General features: G+C 71.8%; 19 protein-coding genes. 1 reads left to right on the forward strand and 18 read right to left on the reverse strand.

Annotation, left to right across the window (positions count from 1 at the left end; all coding sequences use genetic code 11):
• Positions 1–25: 25 nt before the first annotated feature.
• From EIY87_RS35765 to EIY87_RS47865, 11 genes are all read right to left on the reverse strand, one after another.
• A complete protein-coding gene (locus EIY87_RS35765) occupies positions 26–943 on the reverse strand; it encodes a TIGR03620 family F420-dependent LLM class oxidoreductase (RefSeq protein WP_125314376.1) in 918 nt (305 codons plus the stop codon).
• The gene (locus EIY87_RS35770; protein WP_125314377.1) at positions 940–1,338 is read right to left on the reverse strand and encodes a Zn-ribbon domain-containing OB-fold protein; all 399 of its coding nucleotides are present in this window, start codon (positions 1,336–1,338) and stop codon (positions 940–942) included. Before EIY87_RS35770 ends, EIY87_RS35765 begins: the two co-directional genes overlap by 4 nt.
• A 2-nt stretch (positions 1,339–1,340) precedes the next feature.
• Positions 1,341–2,522, reverse strand: a complete 1,182-nt coding sequence (locus tag EIY87_RS35775) for a thiolase family protein (RefSeq protein WP_125314378.1) — start codon at positions 2,520–2,522, stop codon at positions 1,341–1,343.
• A gap of 19 nt (positions 2,523–2,541) precedes the next feature.
• A complete protein-coding gene (locus tag EIY87_RS35780) occupies positions 2,542–3,501 on the reverse strand; it encodes a cyclase family protein (RefSeq protein ID WP_125314379.1) in 960 nt (319 codons plus the stop codon).
• Positions 3,498–5,087, reverse strand: a complete 1,590-nt coding sequence (locus EIY87_RS35785) for a class I adenylate-forming enzyme family protein (protein ID WP_125314380.1) — start codon at positions 5,085–5,087, stop codon at positions 3,498–3,500. Before EIY87_RS35785 ends, EIY87_RS35780 begins: the two co-directional genes overlap by 4 nt.
• Positions 5,084–7,135 (reverse strand): hydantoinase B/oxoprolinase family protein, encoded by a 2,052-nt coding sequence (locus tag EIY87_RS35790; RefSeq protein WP_158641427.1) that lies wholly within the window; start codon positions 7,133–7,135, stop codon positions 5,084–5,086. The genes EIY87_RS35785 and EIY87_RS35790 overlap by 4 nt, the downstream gene beginning before the upstream one ends.
• On the reverse strand, positions 7,132–9,234 hold the full coding sequence (locus EIY87_RS35795) for a hydantoinase/oxoprolinase family protein (protein ID WP_125314382.1): 2,103 nt from the start codon (positions 9,232–9,234) through the stop codon (positions 7,132–7,134). The genes EIY87_RS35790 and EIY87_RS35795 overlap by 4 nt, the downstream gene beginning before the upstream one ends.
• 185 nt (positions 9,235–9,419) lie before the next feature.
• A complete protein-coding gene (locus EIY87_RS35800) occupies positions 9,420–10,751 on the reverse strand; it encodes an MmgE/PrpD family protein (protein ID WP_125314383.1) in 1,332 nt (443 codons plus the stop codon).
• A 1-nt stretch (position 10,752) separates the two neighbouring features.
• A complete protein-coding gene (locus EIY87_RS35805) occupies positions 10,753–12,105 on the reverse strand; it encodes an MFS transporter (RefSeq protein WP_225440253.1) in 1,353 nt (450 codons plus the stop codon).
• Between the two features lie 222 nt (positions 12,106–12,327).
• Complete coding sequence (locus tag EIY87_RS35810) at positions 12,328–12,975, reverse strand: TetR/AcrR family transcriptional regulator (protein WP_158641428.1); 648 nt, start codon at positions 12,973–12,975, stop codon at positions 12,328–12,330.
• Positions 12,976–13,435: 460 nt separating this feature from the next.
• On the reverse strand, positions 13,436–13,879 hold the full coding sequence (locus EIY87_RS47865; RefSeq protein WP_158641429.1) for a PP2C family protein-serine/threonine phosphatase: 444 nt from the start codon (positions 13,877–13,879) through the stop codon (positions 13,436–13,438).
• A gap of 99 nt (positions 13,880–13,978) precedes the next feature.
• Between EIY87_RS47865 and EIY87_RS35820 the strand changes: the two genes are divergently transcribed.
• Positions 13,979–14,890, forward strand: a complete 912-nt coding sequence (locus EIY87_RS35820) for an NAD(P)/FAD-dependent oxidoreductase (RefSeq protein ID WP_125314386.1) — start codon at positions 13,979–13,981, stop codon at positions 14,888–14,890.
• A gap of 145 nt (positions 14,891–15,035) precedes the next feature.
• On the opposite strand, the gene EIY87_RS35825 is transcribed toward EIY87_RS35820, so the two are convergent.
• From EIY87_RS35825 to EIY87_RS35855, 7 genes are all read right to left on the reverse strand, one after another.
• The gene (locus tag EIY87_RS35825; protein WP_125314387.1) at positions 15,036–16,268 is read right to left on the reverse strand and encodes an alpha/beta hydrolase; all 1,233 of its coding nucleotides are present in this window, start codon (positions 16,266–16,268) and stop codon (positions 15,036–15,038) included.
• Positions 16,265–16,513: a hypothetical protein gene (locus tag EIY87_RS35830; RefSeq protein WP_125314388.1), complete on the reverse strand. Its 249-nt coding sequence runs from the start codon at positions 16,511–16,513 to the stop codon at positions 16,265–16,267. The genes EIY87_RS35825 and EIY87_RS35830 overlap by 4 nt, the downstream gene beginning before the upstream one ends.
• On the reverse strand, positions 16,510–17,139 hold the full coding sequence (locus tag EIY87_RS35835; RefSeq protein WP_125314389.1) for a VOC family protein: 630 nt from the start codon (positions 17,137–17,139) through the stop codon (positions 16,510–16,512). Before EIY87_RS35835 ends, EIY87_RS35830 begins: the two co-directional genes overlap by 4 nt.
• Before the next feature lie 143 nt (positions 17,140–17,282).
• A complete protein-coding gene (locus EIY87_RS35840; protein WP_125314390.1) occupies positions 17,283–17,999 on the reverse strand; it encodes a TetR family transcriptional regulator in 717 nt (238 codons plus the stop codon).
• Positions 17,996–18,745 (reverse strand): maleate cis-trans isomerase family protein, encoded by a 750-nt coding sequence (locus EIY87_RS35845; RefSeq protein ID WP_125314391.1) that lies wholly within the window; start codon positions 18,743–18,745, stop codon positions 17,996–17,998. The genes EIY87_RS35840 and EIY87_RS35845 overlap by 4 nt, the downstream gene beginning before the upstream one ends.
• The gene (locus EIY87_RS35850) at positions 18,742–20,394 is read right to left on the reverse strand and encodes a (2,3-dihydroxybenzoyl)adenylate synthase (protein ID WP_125314392.1); all 1,653 of its coding nucleotides are present in this window, start codon (positions 20,392–20,394) and stop codon (positions 18,742–18,744) included. Before EIY87_RS35850 ends, EIY87_RS35845 begins: the two co-directional genes overlap by 4 nt.
• Positions 20,391–21,866 (reverse strand): FAD-dependent monooxygenase, encoded by a 1,476-nt coding sequence (locus tag EIY87_RS35855; RefSeq protein ID WP_125314393.1) that lies wholly within the window; start codon positions 21,864–21,866, stop codon positions 20,391–20,393. The genes EIY87_RS35850 and EIY87_RS35855 overlap by 4 nt, the downstream gene beginning before the upstream one ends.
• Positions 21,867–21,879 lie beyond the last annotated feature (13 nt).

Raw genomic sequence — 21,879 nt, forward strand, 5'->3', positions numbered from 1 at the left:
TGGTTCCTTCGTTCGCGGGAGGCGGTCAGTGCTGAGCCGCGGCCTTGGTCAGGTGGGGCGCGAGCGCGCGCAGTGCGGCGAGCCCGCCGGGGTCGTCCGGGGTCCCGGTGAGCGGGTGGACGGCGACGTGGTCGGCGCCGGCGTCGAGGTGCGCGCGGACCCGCTTCGCCACCGTGGCGGCGTCGCCCCACGCGACCAGGTCGTCGACCAGGCGGTCGCTGCCCGAACCGGCGAGATCGGCCCCGCCGTAGCCGAGCGCCTCGAGGTGGGCGAAGTAGTTGCGCAGCCGCAGGCGGGTGGCGACGTGCGCCCGCGCGATCCCGCGGGCCGCGGCGGGATCCGGGCCGACGACGACCGCCTGTTCCGGGGCCAGGAACGCGTCCGGCCCGATCCGCGCTCGGACCGCGGCGGTGTGCGACGGCGGTACGAAGAACGTGTGCACGCCGTCCGCGCGGTCGCGGCCCAGCTCCTGCATGCGCGGCCGCAGCGCCGCCAGCACCCGCGGCACCGGGACGTCGGACACCGGGCCCCGGTAGGGCCGCTTGTCGAGCACGTCGAGGTATTCGCGCAGCGCGGTGAGCGGCCGGTCGTGCCCCTGCCCGCGCCCGGCTTCGGCGTGGCTGGCACCCAGCCCGAGGACGAACCGGCCCGGGTACGCCTCGCCGAGTGCCTGGGCCGCGCCGTCCGCGGCCACGGCGTCCCGGCCCCAGATGGTGGCGATCCCGGTCGCGACGACCAGGCGGTCCGTGCCCGCGAGCACCAGGCCCGCGTTCGTGAAGATCTCCTTGTGCGCAGGCGATTCTCCGAGCCACAGAGCGCCGTAGCCGAGGCGCTCGATCTCCCGCGCGGCGGCACGGGCCGGTGCGGCCGGGATCTCCGCCAGTGCCGCGAGCCAGACGCCGACCGCGCCGACCCGGACCGCCAGCTCCCGCCCGCGCGTCACGAAGCCACCGGACCGAACTCGGGCAGCGCGACGCCGTCGCCGACCTCGCGGAAGGACACGCCGACCGCGCCGCCGACGGCGGGATCGGCCGTCCCGGCCCACGTGGTGGTCAGCCTTGGCCCGCTGTCGAGGCGGACCTGCACCACCACGTAGGGCACGGCGTCTCCGGCGAAGTAGCGTTTGTGGAACCGCACCCAGGAGTTCACCGTGCCGGTGCCGGGATCGGTCACCCAGCCGACGTCGGTGCCGAAGTCACGGGGACAGACCGGGCCCGGCGGCCAGAACTTCTCGCCGCACCCGTGGCAGACGGGGATCCGCAGCTCCCCGCGGACGGCGCCGTCGAGGTGCTCGGCGTCCTCCGGGTAGCGGACGGGCAAGGGACGTGTGCTGCTCATGATCACCGGTCCTGGGAGAGAATGACGGAGTCGCCGAACGGCGTCGCCCACTGGACGACCTCGCACCCGGCGACCTGGCGTGCCCCGGCTTCGCCGCGCAGCTGCCGGACGGCCTCGACGAAGTGCCCCCAGCCGCAGATGTGGGCCTCGGCGAGCAGCCCGCCGGCGGTGTTCACCGGCAGCTCGCCGCCGACCTCGATGCGCCCGTCCTGGATCCACGACAGGGCTTCGCCCTCGCCGGTGAACCCGAAGCGCTCCAACACGAACGGCACGTTCGGGGAGAAGGCGTCGTAGAGGGTCAGCACGTCGACGTCCTGCGGGCCGGCCAGCCCGGCCATGCCGTAGACGGGGTTGTCCGCTGGCCTGACCGGCCGCCGCTCGTCGGTCTGGGTGAAGACCCCGAGGCCGGGCGGGGCGAAGATGAATTCGTCGTGCCCCGCGTGCAGGCCCTGCATCCCGCCGACCACCACGGCCGGCCGGCGCAGGTCGCGGGCGCGCTCCACCGTCGTCACCAGGAGAGCGCCGCCGCCGTCGCTCAACAGCGCGAAGTCTGGGCGGCGCAAGGGTTCCACCACGTACGGCGCGGCCCGGTAGTCCTCGAGTTCGAGCGGTTTCGTGAGCTGGGCGTTCGGGTTGAGCCGGGCGTTCCGCCGGGCCGCGAGCGGCACCGCGGCGATCAGCTCCGGGTCCAGGCCGTAGCGCGCGCAGTACCGGCTGAACGCCATGGCCGCGCCGGCGCCCGGCGCCGTCATCCCGTACTGCGGGAGCTCACCGTGGGAGCCGCCGCCCTGGCGGACGCCCTCGACATCGCCGGAGCCGCCGACGACCCCGATCCTGGAGAACGACACCCCGCCCACGCAGGCGGCGACTTCGGCGGTGCCGAGCGCGACGGCCTGCACCGCGGCCTGCAGCGCGGGCCCGACGAAACGGCCGTGGCTCCAGGTCTGCACGGCCGAGCGGATCCGCAGCCCGAACGCCTCCGCCAGCCGGTCGTAGTCCACGGCGAGCGGGAACCCGACGTTGGTGAACAGCCCGTCGACGTCGTCGCGGTGCAGGCCCGAGTCGTCGAGTGCCGAGCGCAGTGCCTCGGCCGAGAAGTCCAGGGCAGTGCGGGGCGAGACGCGGGCGACCTCGGTCATCCCGATGCCGACGACGGCGACCTGCCGCAGGGGTCCGAGAGGCATGGCCTCTCCTTTCCGATTTCTAGAGGACGGCGTGCGCGTTGGCCGGGCTGCCGACGCCACGCGGAAGCGGGAGGATCCCGGACACCAGCAGGAATTCGTGGCTCCCCCGCTCCGCGCAGGCTTGAGCCAGCCGGGCCAGGTGCCACAGCTCGCCCAGCGGCATGCCCTGCAACGCGATCAGCCGCCGGTGTAGGAAGCCCTTGGCCCGGTCGACCGGGAAGACCTCGACGCCGACGTTGTCCATCGCCACCGCGGCGAACTCGTGGTCCCACAGGTACGCCGCCATGTCCTTTGTGGACTCCAAGCCGGGACAGGCGAAGCCGGCACCGATGGTGCCGCGCAGGCGGGCGCGGTGGTCGGCGGGCAGGGCGCGGTACCATTCGGTCCAGCCGGTGCGCACCACGAGCACGTCGCCCGACCGGAACGTGGTGCCCTGCGCCGCGGCGACCTCGTCGAGCAGCGCGGTGGTGATCTCGTGCGGTTCGTCCGCCCGCAGCGGCGTGCCGCGGGCGGCGAGGTACCCGGCGACGTCCACCAGCACCCCGCGGCCACCGAGCCCGTGTTCGGCCCAGCGGTCCACCCCGAGCACATCGGTGGCGGCCAGGTCCTCTTCGGAGCGACCGCCCCAGTAGCCGTGCCTGCCCGCCTTGATGTGCCGCAGGCCGTCCCACTGCGAGGAGCCCTGCAAGTAGAACTCGTCGAGCCGGTCGTCGTGCCCGGCCGGGGTGTCTTCGACGATGTGGGTGTAGCAGGCACGCTCGTCGAACAGTCCCGGGTCCGGCTCGTTCAGCGGCAGGGTGAGCGAGACCATCTCGCCGGTGCGCACGGTCCGGGCCGCGGCGACGCGCTGCTCGGGCCCGATCAGGTTGACCGTGCCGAGTTCGTCGCCGCGACCCCAGACGTCCCAGGCGTGGCGCTCGTCGCGATCGGGCAGGGTGGGCAGATCGGCGAAGGCGGGGGTGCGCCGCACGTCGGTCACCGGTTCGCCTCGATCTGCTGGCGCAGCTTGAGCTTGGAGACCTTTCCGGTGTCCGTCTGCGGGATCGCCGTGACGTCCATCAGCAGGAACCGGGACGGCACCTTGTAGCTGGCCACCTGGGACCGGACGTGCGCGGTCAGCCGCTCCACCAAGTCCACTTCGGACGCACCGGGCTCGGGCACGACCACGCCGACCATTTCCTGGTCGCCGTCCGGGGTGTCCAAGCCGATCACGTAGACCTGGCTGACCTCTTCGTGCGCGGCGACGATGCCCTCGATCTCCATCGGGGCGACGTTGATGCCCTTGACCTTGAGCATTTCCTTCCAGCGCCCGCCGAACACCAGCCTGCCGTCCGCGTCGATCAGGCCGAGGTCACCGGTGCGGAACCAGCCGTCGGCCGACCGGGTGCCGGCGTTGACCGCGTCGCCGCCGAGGTAGCCGTCGATCACGCAGCCGCGGACTTCGATCTCGCCGCGTGTCCCCGGCGGGCACACGGTGCCGTCGGGTGCGACGATGCGGACCTCCTGGGTGGGCAGCACCGTGCCCTGGGTGTGCAGGCGATCCTCGAGCGGGTCGTGCGCGTCGTTCATCGCCGCGAAGCCGTAGGACTCGGTCAGCCCGTAGGCGCTGCAGCCTTCCACCAGGTGCAGCCGTTCGATCTGCTGGCGCTTGTCCTCGGCGGTGAAGCCAATCGGGCCGGTGCGGACCGCGGACAGGTCTCGGGTGGGCAGGCTCGGCGCGTCCAGCAGGGTCCGCATCGCGGTGGGCATGGCGTAGACGACGGTGCACCGCTCCCGCTCGATCATCTCCAGCCCGGCGTCGCCTTCGACCTTTTCCTGCAGGCACAGTGTGACTCCGTGGGTCAGGGCGACCGGCAACGCGTTGCAGGCACCGAACCCGAAGAACATCGGCATCGCGATCCAGAGCCGGTCCGCCGGCCGCAGGTGCATGCGCTCGCCCATCGCGCGCCCGTTGCGCAGCAGCTTTCCGTGCCGCAGCGGCACCGCCTTCGGCAGGGCCGTGCTGCCGCTGGTGTAGAGGATCATCGCCAGGTCGTTCTCGGTCACCAGGGGCGGCGGCGCCGGGCTCGCCGCGAGCGCCGGCGGCAGCTTCTCGGCTCGCGGCCACAACACCGCGCCGAGGTAGCCGTCCCGACGGGTGCCGTCGAAGGTCTCGCCGTGCCCGGCCGCCGTCAGCTCGGCGACGACGTCCTTGCCGAAGACCTCCGCCTGCGAGATGACCAGCCGCAGGTCCGCGCTGCCGATGAGGTGGCCGAGCTCGCTCGAGCGGTACCACGTGTTCATCGGTACCGCGACCAGCCCGGCCCGCTGGGCACCGAGCAGCGCGACCAGCCACCGGAGACTGTTGGGCAGCAGGATGCCGACGCGGTCTCCCGGCCGCAGTCCCGCCGCGGCGAGGGCGCCCGCGAGGTCGTCGACGCGCGCGGCCAGCTCGGCGAAGGTGATCCGCCCGTCTGGGGCGACCACGGCCTCGGCGTCCGGCCGACGGACCGCGAGGTCGGCGAGCACGGCCGGGAAGGTCTCGGCGACGTCGTGCTCGCTCGTGGTGGGCGGGCTGGCGGTCATTCCGCTGCTCCTTCGTTCTCGGCTGGGTGGTCCGGGTTGACGACGACCTCGGCCCGGACCAGCGCTCCGGTTTCCGGGTCGGCGTATTCCACGAGTTCGATGCCGGCGCGGTGGTGGCACCATTGGCCGCGTTCGGCGAGCCGGGCCGACACCGGACCGCGGCGGACCGCGAACTCGCCTTCGCGAGGCCAGCCACGCCGTTCGGCGCGCTGCCGGGCGCGTTCGGCATCGGTCGCGGCCGGGTCGGGCATGCCCGACGGACCGAGGACGACGCCGTAGGAGCGCCGGGCGGCAAGGGCGGTGACGGCGCCGCGCGCCACATCCTCGGCGACCGCCGCGGGATCGCGCTCGAGCGGGTCGCCGTAGCCCCCGCCGCCGCCCACCCGCAGGTGGATGACGTCACCCGGGCCGACGGGCAGGCCGAACTGCTTTCCCGCCAATGCGCGGGCGGGCACAGCGAAATCCGCTACGGAGCCGGGGATTCCGCCCGCGGCGAGGGCCACGTCCACCTTCGCGCCGGTGACGAGCGAGGCGCCGCTGGCCGACCCGGGGTAGCCACCGAAGACGCCGGCCGGCGGCACCTGCCAGCAGGCGGCCATGACCGACTCCTGGCCGCCCACCGTGTACCAGGGCGTGAACGCCAGGTCGATGCCGGCGCCGCCGCGGAAGCGGCCCGGGCCGCCGGAGTCGGGGTTGAGCCGCCGCCACAGGTAGAGCACCGGGTACGCGAGCTCGTTGACCTCGATGTCGGGAATGCTGTTCTGGGGCTGGGCCAGCACGCCACTGACGTCCATGCCGTCGGCGACGGCCTGGGCTCCGGCGCCACTGCCGCCGCCGTTCATGTCCGGGAAGGGCACCAGCCGCCCCTGTTCGTCCGGCGCGTAGAAGAAGCTCGCGCTCCACGAGTCCTGCCAAGGCGCCATCACGTGGTCGCGGACGAACGGGTTCCCGCTGGCGGCCTGGAGGTCGCCGAGCAGCCGCGTGACGACCTTCCCGATCCGGAAACCCGTCTCGACGTGCCCGGCGCCCGTGGGCGCGGGCAGCCGCGCGTCGCAAAGGGTGCCGGGCGAGGTCAGCACCGTGAGCGGGCGCAGCGTGCCCTGGTTGATGGGCAGGTCCGGCAGCAGGCCGCTGAGCACCGGCGTGACGACGGCCCCGAACGCGGTGGCCGCGCTGACGTTGATGTACCCGTCGGTCTGCGGCGCGGACTCGGAAAGGTCGAACGTCAGGTGGTCGTCCTCGACAGTCAGCGTGCACCGCACCGGGTACAGCTCGTCGGTGTGCCCGTTGTGCTCGGCGTACTCCTCGGCGGTGTAGGTGCCGTTGGGCAGGTCCGCGATGCGCCGCCGGACGGCCTGCTCCGCGAGGTCCTTGGCCGCCTCGACCCGCCGCCGGAAGGTCTCCGGGCCGTGCCGCTCGACCAGGTCCCGCAACCGCTCGTCGCACCGGTGGCACGCGGCGATGAGGCAGCGGATGTCGTTGAGCACGAGGTCGGGGACCCGGATGTTGGTTTCGATGAGCCGCCAGAGGTCTTCCACCGGTTCGCCCTGGTCGACGATCTTGATGCCGGGCAGCCGCAACGGTTCGCCGTAGGCCTCGGTGGCGATCGGGTTCATCCCGCCCGGCGCGAAGCCACCGAAGTCGTTGACGTGGGCCTCCGCCCAGCACCAGGCGGTGAGTTCGCCCCCGACGAAGATCGGCCGGACCACCCCGACGTCGACGGCGTGGGCGTTTCCGGTGGTGTAGGGGTCGTTGCAGAGGAACACGTCCCCCGGCCGGATCCGGTCGCGCGGATAGGTTTCGAGCAGGTGCCGCACGGCCTGACGGGCGGCACCGAGGTACACCGTGATGAACCCGGCGTAGCTGATGACGTCGCCCTCGGCGTCGGCGATGAACGTCGAGAAGTCGTAGGCCTCCGCGATGGCGGGGCTGCCGGAGGCCCGCATCATCACCAAGCCCATCTCCGCGGCGATGTTGTCGAGGGCCTTGGCCAGGATCTCCACGTCCACCGCGTCGATGGCCGCTTCGGCCTTCGGTGTGGTCGTCATGCGACGTCCTCGCTCTCGGTCAGCAGGTAATGGCCGTGCCCGTCGAGCCGCAGCCGCCACCCTGATGGGATCCGGATCGTGGTCAGAGGGTGTTCGAGCACCGCGGGTCCCTCGACCGGGCTCCCCACCGGCAATGACTGCGCGTCGTAGACGGCGACGTCGACCGGGCGCCCGTCCGTGTGGATCCGGCGGGTGCCGCTGGGGGTCGCGGCGGTCCCGGCGTCGAGGTGGGCGGCGACCTCGACCTGCGGAACCCGGCCGGTGGCGACGACCCGGACGGACATCAGCACGACCGGGCTGCCCACCCAGGCCGTCCCGGGTCCGTACTCGGCTTCGTACAGCCCGGCGAACCGGTCCTGGATGTCCGCGAGGTCGGCCGCGATCCGGCGCGGGTCGCCGCCGGGGCGGCGCGGGATCGGGACCTGGAGCTCCCATTGCTGGCCCGCGAATTTGAATTCCCCTTGCCACACAACGTCGATCCGGTTCTCGGGATGTCCCGCGGCGCGCAGGGCGGACACCGACTCCTCGTCGAGCTCCCGCAGCGCGTCGATCACGGCGGTGGCGTCGCCTCCCTGCCACATGGCCGAGCGGGAGCGGGTGCGGACGTCGTCGCCGGCCAGCAGCCCACGCGCGGAGAAGACGGCGGCCTCGGCGGGGATCACGACCTGCCGGATGCCGACCGACCGGGCGATGTCGGCTGCGAACGTGCCCAGGGCGCCGCCGTAGGCCACCATCGCGAACCGGCGGGGATCGTGCCCGCGTTCCACGGTGACGGCCCGGACGGCGTTGCTCATGTCCGCGATCACCATGCGGTGCACCGCGGCGGCCGCGGCGGCCGCGTCGACGCCGAGCGGCTTGCCGATCTCCCGCTCCAGCCCGTCGCGGGCGGCGGCGACGTCGAGCGCTCGCCGTCCACCCAGGAACGATTCGGCACCGAGCAGGCCGAGCACCGCCGAGGCGTCGGTGACGGTCGGTTGGGTTCCGCCCTTGCCGTAACAGATCGGGCCGGGTTCCGCGCCCGCGCTGCGCGGCCCCGCCTGTGGCACGCCCCGCGCGTCGACCCAGGCGATGCTGCCGCCGCCGGTGCCGATGGGCAGCACGTCGATCTTGGCGAGCGCGGTGAGGAACCGCTCGCCCAGCAGGGCCCGCTGGGTGATCCTCGGCGTGCCGTTCTCCAGCACGGACACGTCGAACGAGGTGCCGCCCATGTCGGCGGTGACGATGTCCGTGAGCCCCAGCGTGCGGGCGAGCGCCCGGGCGCCGATGACCCCGCCCGCCGGCCCCGAGTCGACCAGGGTGATCGGCCGGGTCCGGGCCTCCTCGGCGGAAACGGTGCCGCCGAAGCCTTGCATGAACCCGACCGGGACGGTCAGTCCGCGGCGGGCCAGTTCGTCCTCGATGCGGCTGGTGTACTCCGCGACCCGCAGACCGGTGAACGCGTTCAGGACCGTCGTCATGGTGCGCTCGTACTCGCGGATCACCGGGTGCAGCCGCGACGACACCGACAAGAACAGCCCGGGGTGCTCGTCCTCGACGATCCGGGCGATCAGCTCCTCGTGCGCTGGGTTCGCGAAGCTCCAGAGCAGGGACACCGCGATCGAGTCGACACCCGCGGCCACCAAGGCACCGACCGCGCGGCGCGCCTCCGCCTCGGTCAGCGGGACGACGGCCCGGCCTTTGCGATCGATCCGCTCCTCGACCTCCACGACGTGCTCGCGGGCCACCAGCTGCGGCAGGTTCACCTGCTTGTGGTTGTCCCGGTGGGCGTTGCGCGCCGAGCGGGCGATCAGCAGGTTGTCCCCGAAACCCTTGGTGGTGACGAGACCGACGGTCGCGCCGCGGAGCTCGGCGATGGAGTTGGTGACCACCGTCGTGCCGTTCACGAACCGGGTGGTCGCCCCGAGCAGGCCGGGCAGCGGCAGCCCGACCCGCCCGGCGAGGTTCTCCAGCGCCGCGAGGAGCCCGGCCGAGAGGTCCGCGGGCGTGGTGTCGGCCTTGTCCGCGAACACGGTGCCGTCGGAGGCGATCGCGACGACGTCGGTGAACGTGCCACCGATGTCGCACCCGATGTGGAACGACGGTGAGGAGTGCAGCTTCATTGGTCCCTCCTGGACGGATCGCGGCAACGGAATCCCGCGTCCGGCACATCCGAGATTAGACACGACAGACTGTCGAGTCAATCCACAATATGTCGTGAATTTGGGCGAGGTCGAGTCACTGAGTCCACAGAGGACACGAACGGACCCTCGGCGGCCGACATGCCGCGAGGTGCTTTCCGGACTCCCTAGCCGAGACGCGCAACGAGATCCCGCGCAGCCCAGTCACCGGGTCCACAAAGGACACGGGCGATCTCGCCGGCCGCCTGCTCGCCCAGCGCGGGAGCCGCGAGCGTGCGGAACTTGTGGAACACACCGGCGGGCGGAAGGTCGACGTGTTCCGCACTGGCCGCCACGGCGGTTTCGCCGCCGGCCAAGGCAAGCTCCACCCGCGCGTCGAGCCGGCCGGGGTAGGCCCGGTCGTACTCCGGATCGATCACGACGCGGGTCCGGGCCGCGAGTGCGGCGATCGGGGCGTCCACCGCACCCTCGTACCGGCTCGGCACCAGCCGGCCGTCGGTCAACGCCGCGGCGACGCCGAACTGCAGGCTCATCTGGCGCGCGATCGGGGTCGCGAACGAATCCGCGTTGTCGCAGCCGGGATACGTCGCCGCCGCGGCCGAAGTGTGGATCGTCGCGGCCGTAACCGCACCGGGATCGATGCCGCGGGCGTGCAGGCGGACCGCCGCGTCGATCGCGTGCTGGGTGAACGCACAGGACGGGTGGGCCTTGAAGAAGGCTCGGTCGATCGCCGGCCGCTCCGCCGTGACATCCGGTTCGCCGACGCTGTCGGCCGTCCCGCCGAATGCACGCCGGAGGCCGAACAGTCCTTCGACCGCGCTCCCCGCCCCGGTCGCCCCGGCGCGGGCCAGCAGCACGGCGACAATGCCGCCCCGGGCGGCCGACGCGGGCTGGAAGAAGACTTCAGTCGTCCCCGCCGGCGCCCATTCGCAGACGCCCGCCGCCGAACCGGCGGCGATGCCGAGGGCGTGCACCGCCGTCGCCCGGTCCAGCTCGAACAGGTACGCCGCGGCGGCGACGGCGCCGAACGGCCCGAAGACGCCGCTCGCCCGCCAACCTCGGGCGACGAAGTCCTCCGTCAGCGCGGTCCTCGCCACCTGGGCCATCGCCTCGTATCCGAGAACGACGGCGCGCAGGACGTCCGCCCCCGAGGCGCCGACGAGTTCGCCGACCCCGAGCGCGGCCGGTACCGCGACGGTCCCGGGATGCACCCGGCTCTCCGGGTGCGTGTCCTCGTACAGCAGCGAATGGCAGCCGACTGAGTTCGCGAAGACGGCGTCCGCGAGCCCGTGACGGGCTCCACCCGACGCCCAGACGGCGCTCTCCCCCGCACCACCGGCGTCGGCGACCGCGCGCGCTTGCGAAACCCAAGGCATCTTCCGGCCGCCGTAGACGCACGCCAGCGCATCGAGCACGCAGAGACCCGCGCGCTCGAGGTGTTCATCGGTCACCGCGGAGGCGAGAGCCGAGAGCTGATCGGCCAGCTCGTCGAGGTACATCTCAGACCTGCTCGGCTTCGCGCCGCGGCGACTGCCCGTCCGCGACCGCCACCCGGTCCGCCAGCAGCGGTGTCGCCCGCCGGCGCCGGACGGCCAGCGCCGCGAACAGGCTGAGGACCGCGCCGAACATCATGAAGTAGGCGGGTGCCCGGTGGTCGCCGGTGACCTCGACGAGGAACTGGCTGACGTAGAGGGCGGGTCCGCCCAGCAGTGCCGCCGCCACCGCGAAGCCGACCGCGAAGACAGTGCCGCGAACCTTGGCCGGAAGCACCTCGATATACGTCGCGGGCGCTACCGACGTGTAGAGCGCGGGCACGACACCCAACGCGACCGTCATCAGGACCAGCAGGGGCAGGCTGCGCGCCGAGGAGAGGCCGGCGAAGAGCGGGTACGCCGTCACGATCATGACCACCGAGAGGCCCAGCAGCATCCGCCAGCGGCCGATCCGGTCGGACAGCGGACCGCCCACGAAGACCAGGACGATGGCGACGGCGATGCTGACCACCGTGGCCAGCGTCGCCTGCCCCGGCGTGAAGCCGAGCTGGATGATGTAGGACTGCGCGTAGGTGAACGCGACGTAGTACCCGATCTGCTGGAACGCCGCGACTCCGAAGACCAGTACGATCAACCGCCAGTGCCGGGCGAAGGCCTCCTTGACGGGTGCCGCCGGGAGTTCCCCTGCCTGCGCCAGTGCCCTGAATTCCGGGGACTCCTCGAGCCTCGTCCGGATGTAGATCCCGAACAGGCCCAGCGGCAACGCCAGCAGGAACGGGATCCGCCAGCCCCACGCGGTCATCGCTTCGCGGGTGAGCGTCGCGTTGAGCAGCAGCACGATTCCGGCGGCGAGCAGGAGACTCACCACGCTGCCCAGCTGCACCCGGCTGGTCATGGCCCCACGCCGGTTCTGCGGCGTGAACTCGGCGGCGTAGACCATGGCGGTGCTGTACTCGCCACCCGCGGCCAGGCCCTGCAGCAACCGCATGAGCACCAGCAGGATGGGTGCCCAGATGCCGATCGACGCGGCGGTCGGCAGGAGCCCGATCACCGTCGTCGCGCCGGCTACGAGCACGAGCGTGCCGAGCAGCGAAGTCCGGCGCCCGAAGCGGTCCGCGATCGCGCCGAACACCAGGGATCCCAGCGGGCGCACGACGAACGCGACACCGAATACCGCGAACGCGGACAGGAGCGCCACCCCCGGCTGCGCACCGGGGAAGAACAGCTTGGAGAGGATGACGGTCAGGAATCCGTAGACCGCGTAGTCGTAGGTCTCGATGGTGTTGCCCGCGGCGGCGGCGAAGGTGACGCGTCGCATCGCGCGGGCCGACAGCACGGGGGGTTCAGGGGAAGAGGGCATCGGTGGCTCCCGAGTCGGCATTGACGAAAGGGACCTGACGTGGCGGCACCGTCCCTCGGGGTGCCACCGTCGATGATGGAACGAGCGGGCGCGCGGACAGGGACTCCGTCACGCCCACACCCGGGTGGCCGTGCGCCACCGGACGGAAGCGCTGCCCGGGTCTCGACAGAGATTAAGGACGACAGGCTGTCGAGTCAAGCATCAGGTTGCCGATCTTGGCCGCTAGGAGGGGTCGGAGCCGCGCCTGAGCTGCAGGGAGTCGAGCCACAGATCGCAGACGAGATCCAGCAGGACGTCGCGTTCGATGACGAAGACCTTCTGCACGATGGTCCGGAAGCACAGCTGGTCGAGCTGCATCACCATCAGCTGGACCCGCAACCGCCGCGCGTCGCGCTCCTCTTCCGGGAACTGGCCGAGGTACCCGCGCAGCTCGCCCGCGAGCTCGTCGAGCTGGTCCTTCCAGCGCGCGGCGACCTCGAGATCGCTCGCCATGGCTTCGTGGATCGCGGGCAGCAGCGCCGCCTGCTCCTCCCACCAGGCGAGGGCGCGATCAAGCACCCCTCGAAGGGCGGCTTCGGTCCCCGCCGTCAACCCCTCGTCCAGCATCGCCCAGTACCGGCCGGTCTGGTGCTGCCGGACCTCGGCGTAAACCTCGTTGAAGACTGCCGCCTTGTTCGCAAAGTGCAGGTAGAAGGTCGCGCGGTTGACCTTGGCCGCCTTCGTGATGTCCCCGATCGAGGCCTGGCCGTACCCGCGATCCTCGAAGACCCGCCGAGCCGCCTGCACGATCCGGCGCCGGGTCATGAGCCGCTGTTCCTCGCGCACCGACAACAGCACGGCGGCCGGTTCGTCCGCGGAGGAAGGAGGCATGAGCCGCATGATAGTGGTCTTCGCGCCGGGAGCGGACGGTGGCGTCAGGCCGTCAGCGACCACTCGTCCGCGATGCGCATGCTCGCCGGCGACTCCGGCCGGTGTGCCGGCCAGCCCGGGGTCGCCGCTGGTGATGAACGAGACCCAGGCGTGTGCGTGCAGGCCGCCGGCACGGGATCCGGCCGTCTGCGGCCGAGCAACGCCGACTCGCCGTACAGCCCCGGCAGGCCGGCGTGGTCGAACACGAACGGCTCGCGTACGAGCCGGTAACGTCAGCCGACCGCCCTCGCGTTGACGAGCACGACCATGGCTGCTCGCCCGGTTTTACCGTCGCTGCACGACCAGCGGAGCGACGTCGTCCTCCGGCTCGGTGGAACCGATCAGCCGTGCCACGGCGCGGGTGCATACTCGCTCGGGGTCGGCCGCGGTCACTGCTCGAGTTCCCGCAGTCCCTCGTCGATCACTCTGCGGCAGCACTTGACCAGCCCGTCGGTGTAGAGGCGAGCACGCTGCCGGCAGGCAGAGCGACCTGTGTCGCCCGGCGTGGCTTCGCCGCGACCGCCATCCCGATCGGGGGGGGGCGATGGGAGTCGCTATCAGCTGACCTGGCTGGTGGCCGGAGGCGAGGACCGGTGCGGGGGGACCCGGCCATCGACAACGTCATCCGTTCGCGGCCCTGATCGATCACGCCGTAGGCGACGGTGGCCATGGCGCCGATTTCGAAGTGCGTCGCCTCGCGGTCGAGCTTGCCAAGTACCTCGGCGGGATCGTCGTCGAGAGCATAGGCCCGCAGGAAGCTGCGCAAATAGCCCATGATCACCGCCGCTTCCAGGCGCTGGCTGGCGACGTCGCCGACGACGAGGCCGTTGGGCAGCGGGAACAGGTCGTACCAGTCGCCGCCCAACCCGATCGCGGCGCCGCCGACGTACCGAGCCGCGGTCCGCAGCCCCTCGACCTCGGCGGGCGGACCCGGAACTCGACCGGTCCACGGTGGCGGCGAGGCATGGCCGCGCTGGCGCCGCTGAGCCGCGAAAGCATCCCGGCCTTCGACGCCCTGGTCGCCGGCGGCGTCACGGCCGACGTCCGCAAGGGCACCATCCGGATCGGGTTCACCGACGGTGAGGACACCACTGGCCTCGAACACGAATTCGCGGCCGCCCGCGACGCCGGCCAGCACGTCCCCTACCGGACGAGCACCGGTCACGAGCCCCCGTTTTCCGCCCGTGTCCAGCAAATCGTGCACCTGGACGGCCAGCGGTTCGTGGCACCGGGCCCATTTCTCGACGCGCTCGCCGGCTCCTTGCGCGAGCGAGGCGGCGAGATCGTCGAAGGCGCGCAGGTGCGATCGATCGGGTTCGGTCCCGGCGGCCTGCAGGTCGACACCTGGTCCGGAGCACCACACCGCGCCGACGCGGTGGTCCTGGCGACCGGAGCATGGCTGCCGGACCTGGCCCGCCGACTCGGCGTCCGTGCGCCGGTCCAGGCCGGGCGCGGCTACTCCTGCAGCATCCCGCTGGCCAAGCCGATCACCGCGCCCGTGTACCTCCCCGGCGTCCGGGTCGCCATGACCCCCTACGGTGACCGCGTACGCGTCGCAGGAACCATGGAGATCGCCGACCGCGACACACCGTTCGACCACAGGCGCCTCGATGCGATCCTGCGTTCGATCCGCCCCCTGATCGACGGCGCCGACTGGACCGACGTACGCGACCACTGGGTCGGCGCCCGCCCCTTGACACCCGACGGCCTGCCACTCATCGGCCGGACAAAGCTCGAAGGTGTCCACGTGGCGGGCGGGCATGGCATGCGGGGAATCACCTTTGGGCCCGCGACAGGCAAACTCCTGGCTCGCCAGCTCATGACGGGCACCGACGCGCCCGACCTCGCCCCCTTCCACCCACTCCGGACCGGCTGAGCAACCGCCGGTGCGTTGCGGGGTCAGGCTGAGACAAGCATCCCGACAGGAGGTCAGCACGGGAGGATTGCGCCACGCGGTGGCTCGGGCGACCCCGGGACGCTTCACTGCTCGAACCCGGTCCCACGAGCGGCTGGCACAGGACTCAGGCGAGTTTAAAGCGTCCACCCAGCCATTCGGTGATTTCCGCAGCTGCCAGTTCGTTGCCGGTGGGCTCGCCTTCGCTGATAGCGGCTCCGAAGTGGAGACCGCGGACTTTGGCCGTGGTCAAGTCGGTGGCACCGAGAGCTTCGATCATGCGACGGGCATCCGCAGGGAAGGCGGCCTGATCACCGGTCAACTCGACGTACAACGTCGGTACTTCGACACCTGGCGCGCACCGGACGAAGTCGGCGTACGAGCTCAACCCGGACCACGTCGACAGCCAAGCCTCCGGGGTGGCCAGGCGGCCGAACCCGACCAAGCCGTAGTTGATCAGGTCGGGTCGTCTGCCGAACAGCGAGCCGTACGGGCGGTCGCTGGGGTCCAGCGTGAGGTCGACCGTGCGCGGGTCGGCGTCCGTGCGGAACACCGTCAAGATCCGCGGCGCCAGTGAGCGCCGCCGCTGCGTAGCGTCACCGCCGGCCTTGGCCACCGACCGTGCTTCGGCAGCGCGGACGACGTGGGCGCGCGCCACCGCGTCGATGCGTGCCACGCGGTTGCGCTGCGCCATGCGGTAGCGCTCCAGGAACTCGGGTGCGTACCGGGAGTGCGCTGGGGGGTCCGCGAACCCGTTGGCCGGGCTGAACGGGTCGAGGTCCGGCACCACCGACAGCGGGTCCGTCTCGTCGGCCACCGAAGGGTCGATGCATGCCAGCAGCAGCTTGCCTTGACCGGGGTGCGGCGCAAGGAAGACGGCACCATCCGGCAGCGGCATCTCCGCGTCGGCCAGCCCGGTCGGCCGGCCACCGGGAGTCGTGCTGATGCGGTCGGCAGGTGCCAGTGCGGCTTGCTCGCAGTAGTACGCGAACAGCGTTCCACCGCCGGAATGGCCGAGGACCACAACCGCGTCGAAGTCACGAGAGCGCAGGAAGGCCTGCCCCGCGGCGACGTCGAGCAGCGCCTGTTCGTGCACGAGGTTCAGGTCGTTGTTGACCGAACGGGTGTGCTGAGTCCAGACCGCGGCTCCGGCGCGGAGCAACAGCGGGACGAGTGGATGGTGCGTCAGGTCCTGACGGGGGTGCATCAGGCACACCACCGTCCGCGCACCCGGCACCGTGGCCAGGACTCCGCGCACGGTCGCACCGTCCACAGTGGTCGACTCGTGCACGGACGTCACCGTCGAGGCGGGCCGATCGCCGGCGGCGAGGTAGCGGCCGGCGCCCAGGCGTTCACTCATACCGGCTCCACGCGCAGAGCGTCCTTGTCGTGCTGGGTGATCCGGCTGTCGCGGGCGACACCGCCGACGCACGAATACCAGACAGCGTGGCGGCAGCCCGTGGCACGGCGGTCGACCACGATCGGTCCCGCGGCACTGATCTCGAAGTACGGCCCGATCCGGCCCACGGTCACCGAAGGATCCTCGGCGGCGATCTTCGCCACGGCCGTGTTCTCCGGGACGTCGAGGACGTACAGCTTCGTCATCGCACGGGCTCCCAGTCCGCCGCGCGCTCGACGATCAGCTCTGCCTTGCGCGCCAAGAGTTTCCCGAACGTCGGCTCCGGCTCGGCGACGACGTCGAGCAGCGCGTCGATGGTGAGGTTCGCGTCCAGGTCCTCCTGCGGGGTCACCGGCCGCATCGCGCGGGTGATCTCGACCATGTAGCCGTTCGGGTCGTGAGTGTAGATCGATTCGATGGTCTCGTGCTGGATCTGCATCTCGACCGGCCAGTCGCTCGCGTCGAGCCGGCGGCGGTACTCCAGCAGGTCTTCCTCGTTCTCGACGTGGATCGCCAGGTGGCGGGAGCGCACGAAGAACTCCGGGACGTCTTCGCCGAAGCGCGCGTAGACATCGCCCTTCGCACCGTCTGCGCCGGCGATCCCCGGAGTGGCGCCGAAATAGTAGAAGAACGCGATCCGGTCTTCGTTGCCGATGTCGAAGAAGAAGTGGATGAAGTCCGGGTGATCCTCCGGGCCCCAGCCCGCCGCGCAGATCGAGTGCACGACCGGGAACCCCAGCACGTCCCGGTAGAAGCGCACCGTGGCGGCGGGGTCGAAAGTCGGGAACGCGACGTGATCGACGCCCCGCACCCGGTGGTCCAGCTCGTTCATGACATACCTCCGCTTCGTTCGTCGGTTCCAACGTACGCGCGAATCGACGGACGAGTCAATATATTGACGACTATGCCGATTGCCACTGCGGGCACGCGAAACGGCCCCTCCGGCGGGTGGCGAAGAGGCCGTGACGAGGCGGTTCAGACGTCCAGGATGCGTTCCAGGTGGTCGAGGTCCTGGCGCAGCATCTTCAACGCCGCTGCCGGGCCTTCCCCGTCGAGGACGTGCTGGTCGGCCCGCCGTAGGGCGCCGACGGCCATGTCGGCCAGCTGCTCGACGACGCCTTCCGCGGTGTCCCGGCCGCCGGGGTGGAACCACCAGGCCACCCAGTTGCACATGCCGAGCACGCCGAGCGCGGCGACGCGGGCGTCGAGCGGGCGGAAGCGGCCGGCGCGCACGCCGTCTTCGACGACGCCGGCGATGGTCGTGAGCACCGCGCGGCGGCCCTCGTCGTAGGCCTCGGTCAGCTCCGCGGGCAGCTCCGCCTCCGAGCGGATGAGCAGCCGGAACCGCTCCGGCTGCCGGACCCGCCGTCCGACGATGATCTCCACGATCCCGCGCAGCTTCCGCTCCGGGTCGAGCTCGTCGTGCGCGACCAGCTCGGTGAGTTCCTCCAGGGGGCCGTTGGTGACCTCGGTGACGAGCTTGGCCAAGAGCTCTTCCTTGCTCTTGACGTAGTAGTAGAGCGCGGGCCGGGTGATGCCCATGGCGTCGGCGATGTCCTGCAGGCTGGTGCCGGCGAACCCGCGCTCGGCGAACAGCCGGGTGGCGTGTTCGTAGAGTTCGTTCTCCACCAGCTCCCGGCGCGAGGTGCTCGCCTTTTCGCGGGACCCGCCCCGCGGTGTGGTACCGCTCATCCTTGCGATGGTAGAGGTGCCGCGAGCAGCCGTCCGGCTCCCGCCAGCCGTGGCGCCAGGTTCAACCGGCGCAGCAGGGCGTACGCGCCCGCGGTGGCCGCGGACAGCACGGGCAGGCCGAACTCGGTCTCGGCGGGCTCGATCAGGCTCAGCGACGGCATCTGCACGCAGGCGGAGATGACCAGGGCGTCGGCTTGGGAGAGGTCCAGGCCCCGGGCGGCGGCCAGTACGCGGTCGCCCGGGATGCAGCCGACCTCGGTGTTGTCCCCGACCTCCAGGGCGGCCCAGTCGACGACGTCAAACCCCTCCGCGCGCAGGTAGGCGACCACCTCTTCGGCCAGCGGCCGCAGGTAGGGCGTGACCAGGGCGATGCGCCGGGCGCCGAGCGCGCGCAACCCTTCGACGAGCGCCCCGGCGCTGGAGAGCACGGCCGGGTGCGCCGGGCGGGCGGCCAGCTGCCCGGTGATGGCCTTCTCGGTGCGTTCGTGTTCACCCGGGCCCTGCGCCATCACCGCGACGAGGCACGCGTAGAGCAGCGCGTCGACGCCGGCGTCGGCCAGTTCGTCGACACAGCGTTCGCGTTGCGCGTTCATCGCGCGCAGCTCCTCGGGTGACACGTTGTGCATGCGCATCCGGCTGGAGTGGAAGGAAAACGCTTCGGTGTGCCGCGCGAGCAGCGCGGGGATCTCCGTCTCCACGGTGACGTTCGAGCTGGGGACGACGAGGCCGATCCGGTGCGGGGTCACGGGGTTTCTCCTTGTTCGGTGGCGAGCTTCGCGGCGATCTCCGCCTGCAGGCGCTTCTTGTCCAGCTTCCCGACGAGAGTGCGGGGGATTTCGGCGACGACTTCGACGCGTTCGGGCCACTTGAACTTCGCCACCCCCAGCTCGGCGAAGTGCCGCCGGACCTCGGGCAGGTCGAGCGGACCACCGGTGACGAACGCGCAGGTGCGCTCGCCCAGCCGTGGGTCGGGCATGGCCACCACGGCCGCCCCGGTGACCCGCGGATGGCGCAGCAGGAGCAGTTCGACCTCTTCAGCGTTGACCTTCTCGCCGCCGCGGTTGATGACGTCCTTGATCCGGCCTTCGATGACCACGTACCGCCGGTCTTCGATGACTCGCACCGAAGCGAGGTCTCCGGTGCGGTAGAAGCCGTCGGTGGTGAACGCGCGCGCGTTGTGCTCGGCGGCGTCGAAGTAGCCGCGCAAGGTGTAGGGGCCGCGGCAGCACAGCTCCCCGACTTCGCCGTCCGGGACTTCTTCCTCGGTGCCCGGTTCCAGAACGCGGAATTCGTCCAGTTCGGACAGTGGCGTGCCGACGGTCGTGGCGCGTGCGAGCCGCGGCGCGCCGGGCCGGGTGGTGAGGAACAGGCCTTCGCCCATGCCGAACAGCTGCGCCGACCACAGCCCGCGCCGCTCGAGGTCGTCGAACAACGCGGGCGGCACCTTGGAGCCGGACAGCACGACCTGCGTCAGCGCGGCGGCCGCCGCGGCGAACCCGGGGTGACGGATGGCCTGGAAGTGGCCGTGGCCGAGCAGCACGTGCGTGGCCGCTTCGCGAGCGAGCAACGGCAGGGACTCGTCCAGGTCGGCGGTGCCGAGCACCAGGCACGCCCCGACGCTGTGGGCGCCGTGCAGCGCGCAGACGATCCCGGCGTTGTGCACGATCGGGATGAGGTGGGCGACCCGCGTCGCGGCGTCCCAGCCCCACGATTCCGCGTAGGCGAGGGCGTTGTACCAGTATTCGGCGTGCAGCCGCGGGATCACCTTCGGCGCGCCGGTGGTGCCACCGGAGAGCTGGAACACCGCGACGTCGTCCGGGTCGATCCCAGCCTGGATCTCCTCGACGGTCTTGCGCGCGGCGCCGGCGTCGAGGTCCTGGCCGAGAGCGTCGACAGAGATCCCGCGCGGGTCGTCACCGAGGACCAGCACGTGCCGCACCGTGGGGTGCTCGCGCGCCTCCTCGACGGCGAAGCCGACGAGGTCGAACCCGCGCAAGCCGGCCTCCACCAGGTGCACGGCGGCCCCGGTCCGGCGGCCCACCTCGCCGATCTCGTGCCCACGGTGCGCTGCGAGGGTGCAGACGGGTACCAGGCCCGCCTTCAGCACGCCGTACCAGGCAAGGACCGTGCCGAGCCGGTTGGTGACCTGGAAGAGCACGGGATCGCCGGGCGCGAGGCCGAGTCCGGCCAGCCCCGCGGCCAGCAGGTCGGTGCGCTCGTCGAGTTCGCGGAAGGTGAGCCGGCCGTCGAGCGCGACGACGGCGTCGCGGCCCGGATGGGCCAGGGCGATCTCGTGCAGCTGCTCGGCGATCGTGCGGGTGCCCCAGAGCCCGCCGTCCCGGTACGCGCGCACGACGTCGGCCGGATAGGCGACGACCTTGCCACCCCAGCTCATGCGGTCTCCTCGATCAGGTCGGCACGGGCGCTGACCAGGCCGGCGGCCAGGTCCTCCCGCAGGGCCGCGGGGCCCGCCACCAGGATGACTCCGCCAGCTTCGAGCCGGACGCGCTCGGCGAGGTCCAGCCGGGTGAGCACGGCGCCGCGGTCACCCGGCCCCGTGAACCTGAACCCGGGGGCGCCTTGCTCACGGGCCTCCCGAGCCCGGGCGACCACCGCGTCGCCGGTTTCGTCCCAGGGGTCGGTGACGACGTCGTCGATCGTGACGAGGTCTTCGGGTGGCGCGGCCGGCTGGTCGAGGACCCAGTCGACGAGCCCATCGGCGGGTGGCGGCGTCCCGGCGTACTGGGTGAGGGCGGCGCTGACCACGTCCGGGCTGGTGGCGGCGAACCGTTCCAGGGGGACGTTCCCGGCGCGGGTCATGTAGGCGACCATCAGCCGCTCGACCGGCAAGTGCATGCGAGACGGGAAGGATTCCCACCACAACCGGCTGCGGCGGGCCAGCTCCTGCAGCCGTTCGACGGCGGGACGGCGGGCCGCCTCGTAGGCGGCGAAGGCGCTCGGGCGGTCGCCGGTGGCCCGCAGCGCTTCGACCAGGCCGATCGCGTCTTCCATGGCCAGCTTCGTGCCGGAGCCGATGGAGAAGTGCGCGGTGTGCGCGGCGTCGCCGAGCAGCACCGTCTTCCCCGCCGACCACCGTTCACAGTGGACGGTCCGGAACCGCGACCAGCGCGTGCGGTTGCCGATCAGCCGGTGACCCCGCAGTTGCTCGGCGAACGCGTCCGCCAGGTACTGCAGGGACACTTCGTCCGAGTCCGTGTCGCCGGGTGTGACGTCGAAACCGGCGCGGCGCCAGGTGTCCTCGTCGGTCTCGATGAGGAAGGTGCTGTGCCCGGTGCCGTACGGGTAGGCATGTGTCACGAAGACACCGTGCTCCGTGCGCACCGGCGCGAACACGGCGTCGTCCAGCGCGAATTCGGCTCCGCACCAGAGGTACAGGCCCCGTCCTGGCTCGATCCGCGCTCCGAACGGGCCCTGCTCGCGGGTGGCGCTGCCGACGCCGTCGGCGGCGACGACGAGGTCGGCGTCGAGCTCGGCGGCCGACCGCCGGGCGCCGAAGTTCAGGATCACTCCGGCCTTCTCGGCGTGGCGCTGCAGGATCGCGAGCAGCTCGGTGCGGGCGACCCCGATCAGCCGGTCGTTGCGGACCCGGGCCACGTGCCCGCCGACCCGCAGGGTCATGTCGTGGCGGCGGCCCGCGGCGACCAGGTCCCGCAGGGTGTCGGGGTCGGCCGCCGCCAGCTTGCGCTGGGTTCCCGCGGCCAGCCCGACCCCGAACCCGAAGGTGGTGTTCGGCTCGCCCTGCTCGTGCACGGCGACCTCGCAGGACGGAAACGCGAGCTTGAACAGACGCGCGGCGTAGAGCCCTCCGGGCCCGCCGCCCAGTACCGCGACCCGGCGTGGCTGCATCCCGACCTCCCGT

Origin of the sequence: Amycolatopsis eburnea, assembly GCF_003937945.1 — a bacterium.
Lineage (GTDB): Bacteria > Actinomycetota > Actinomycetes > Mycobacteriales > Pseudonocardiaceae > Amycolatopsis > Amycolatopsis eburnea.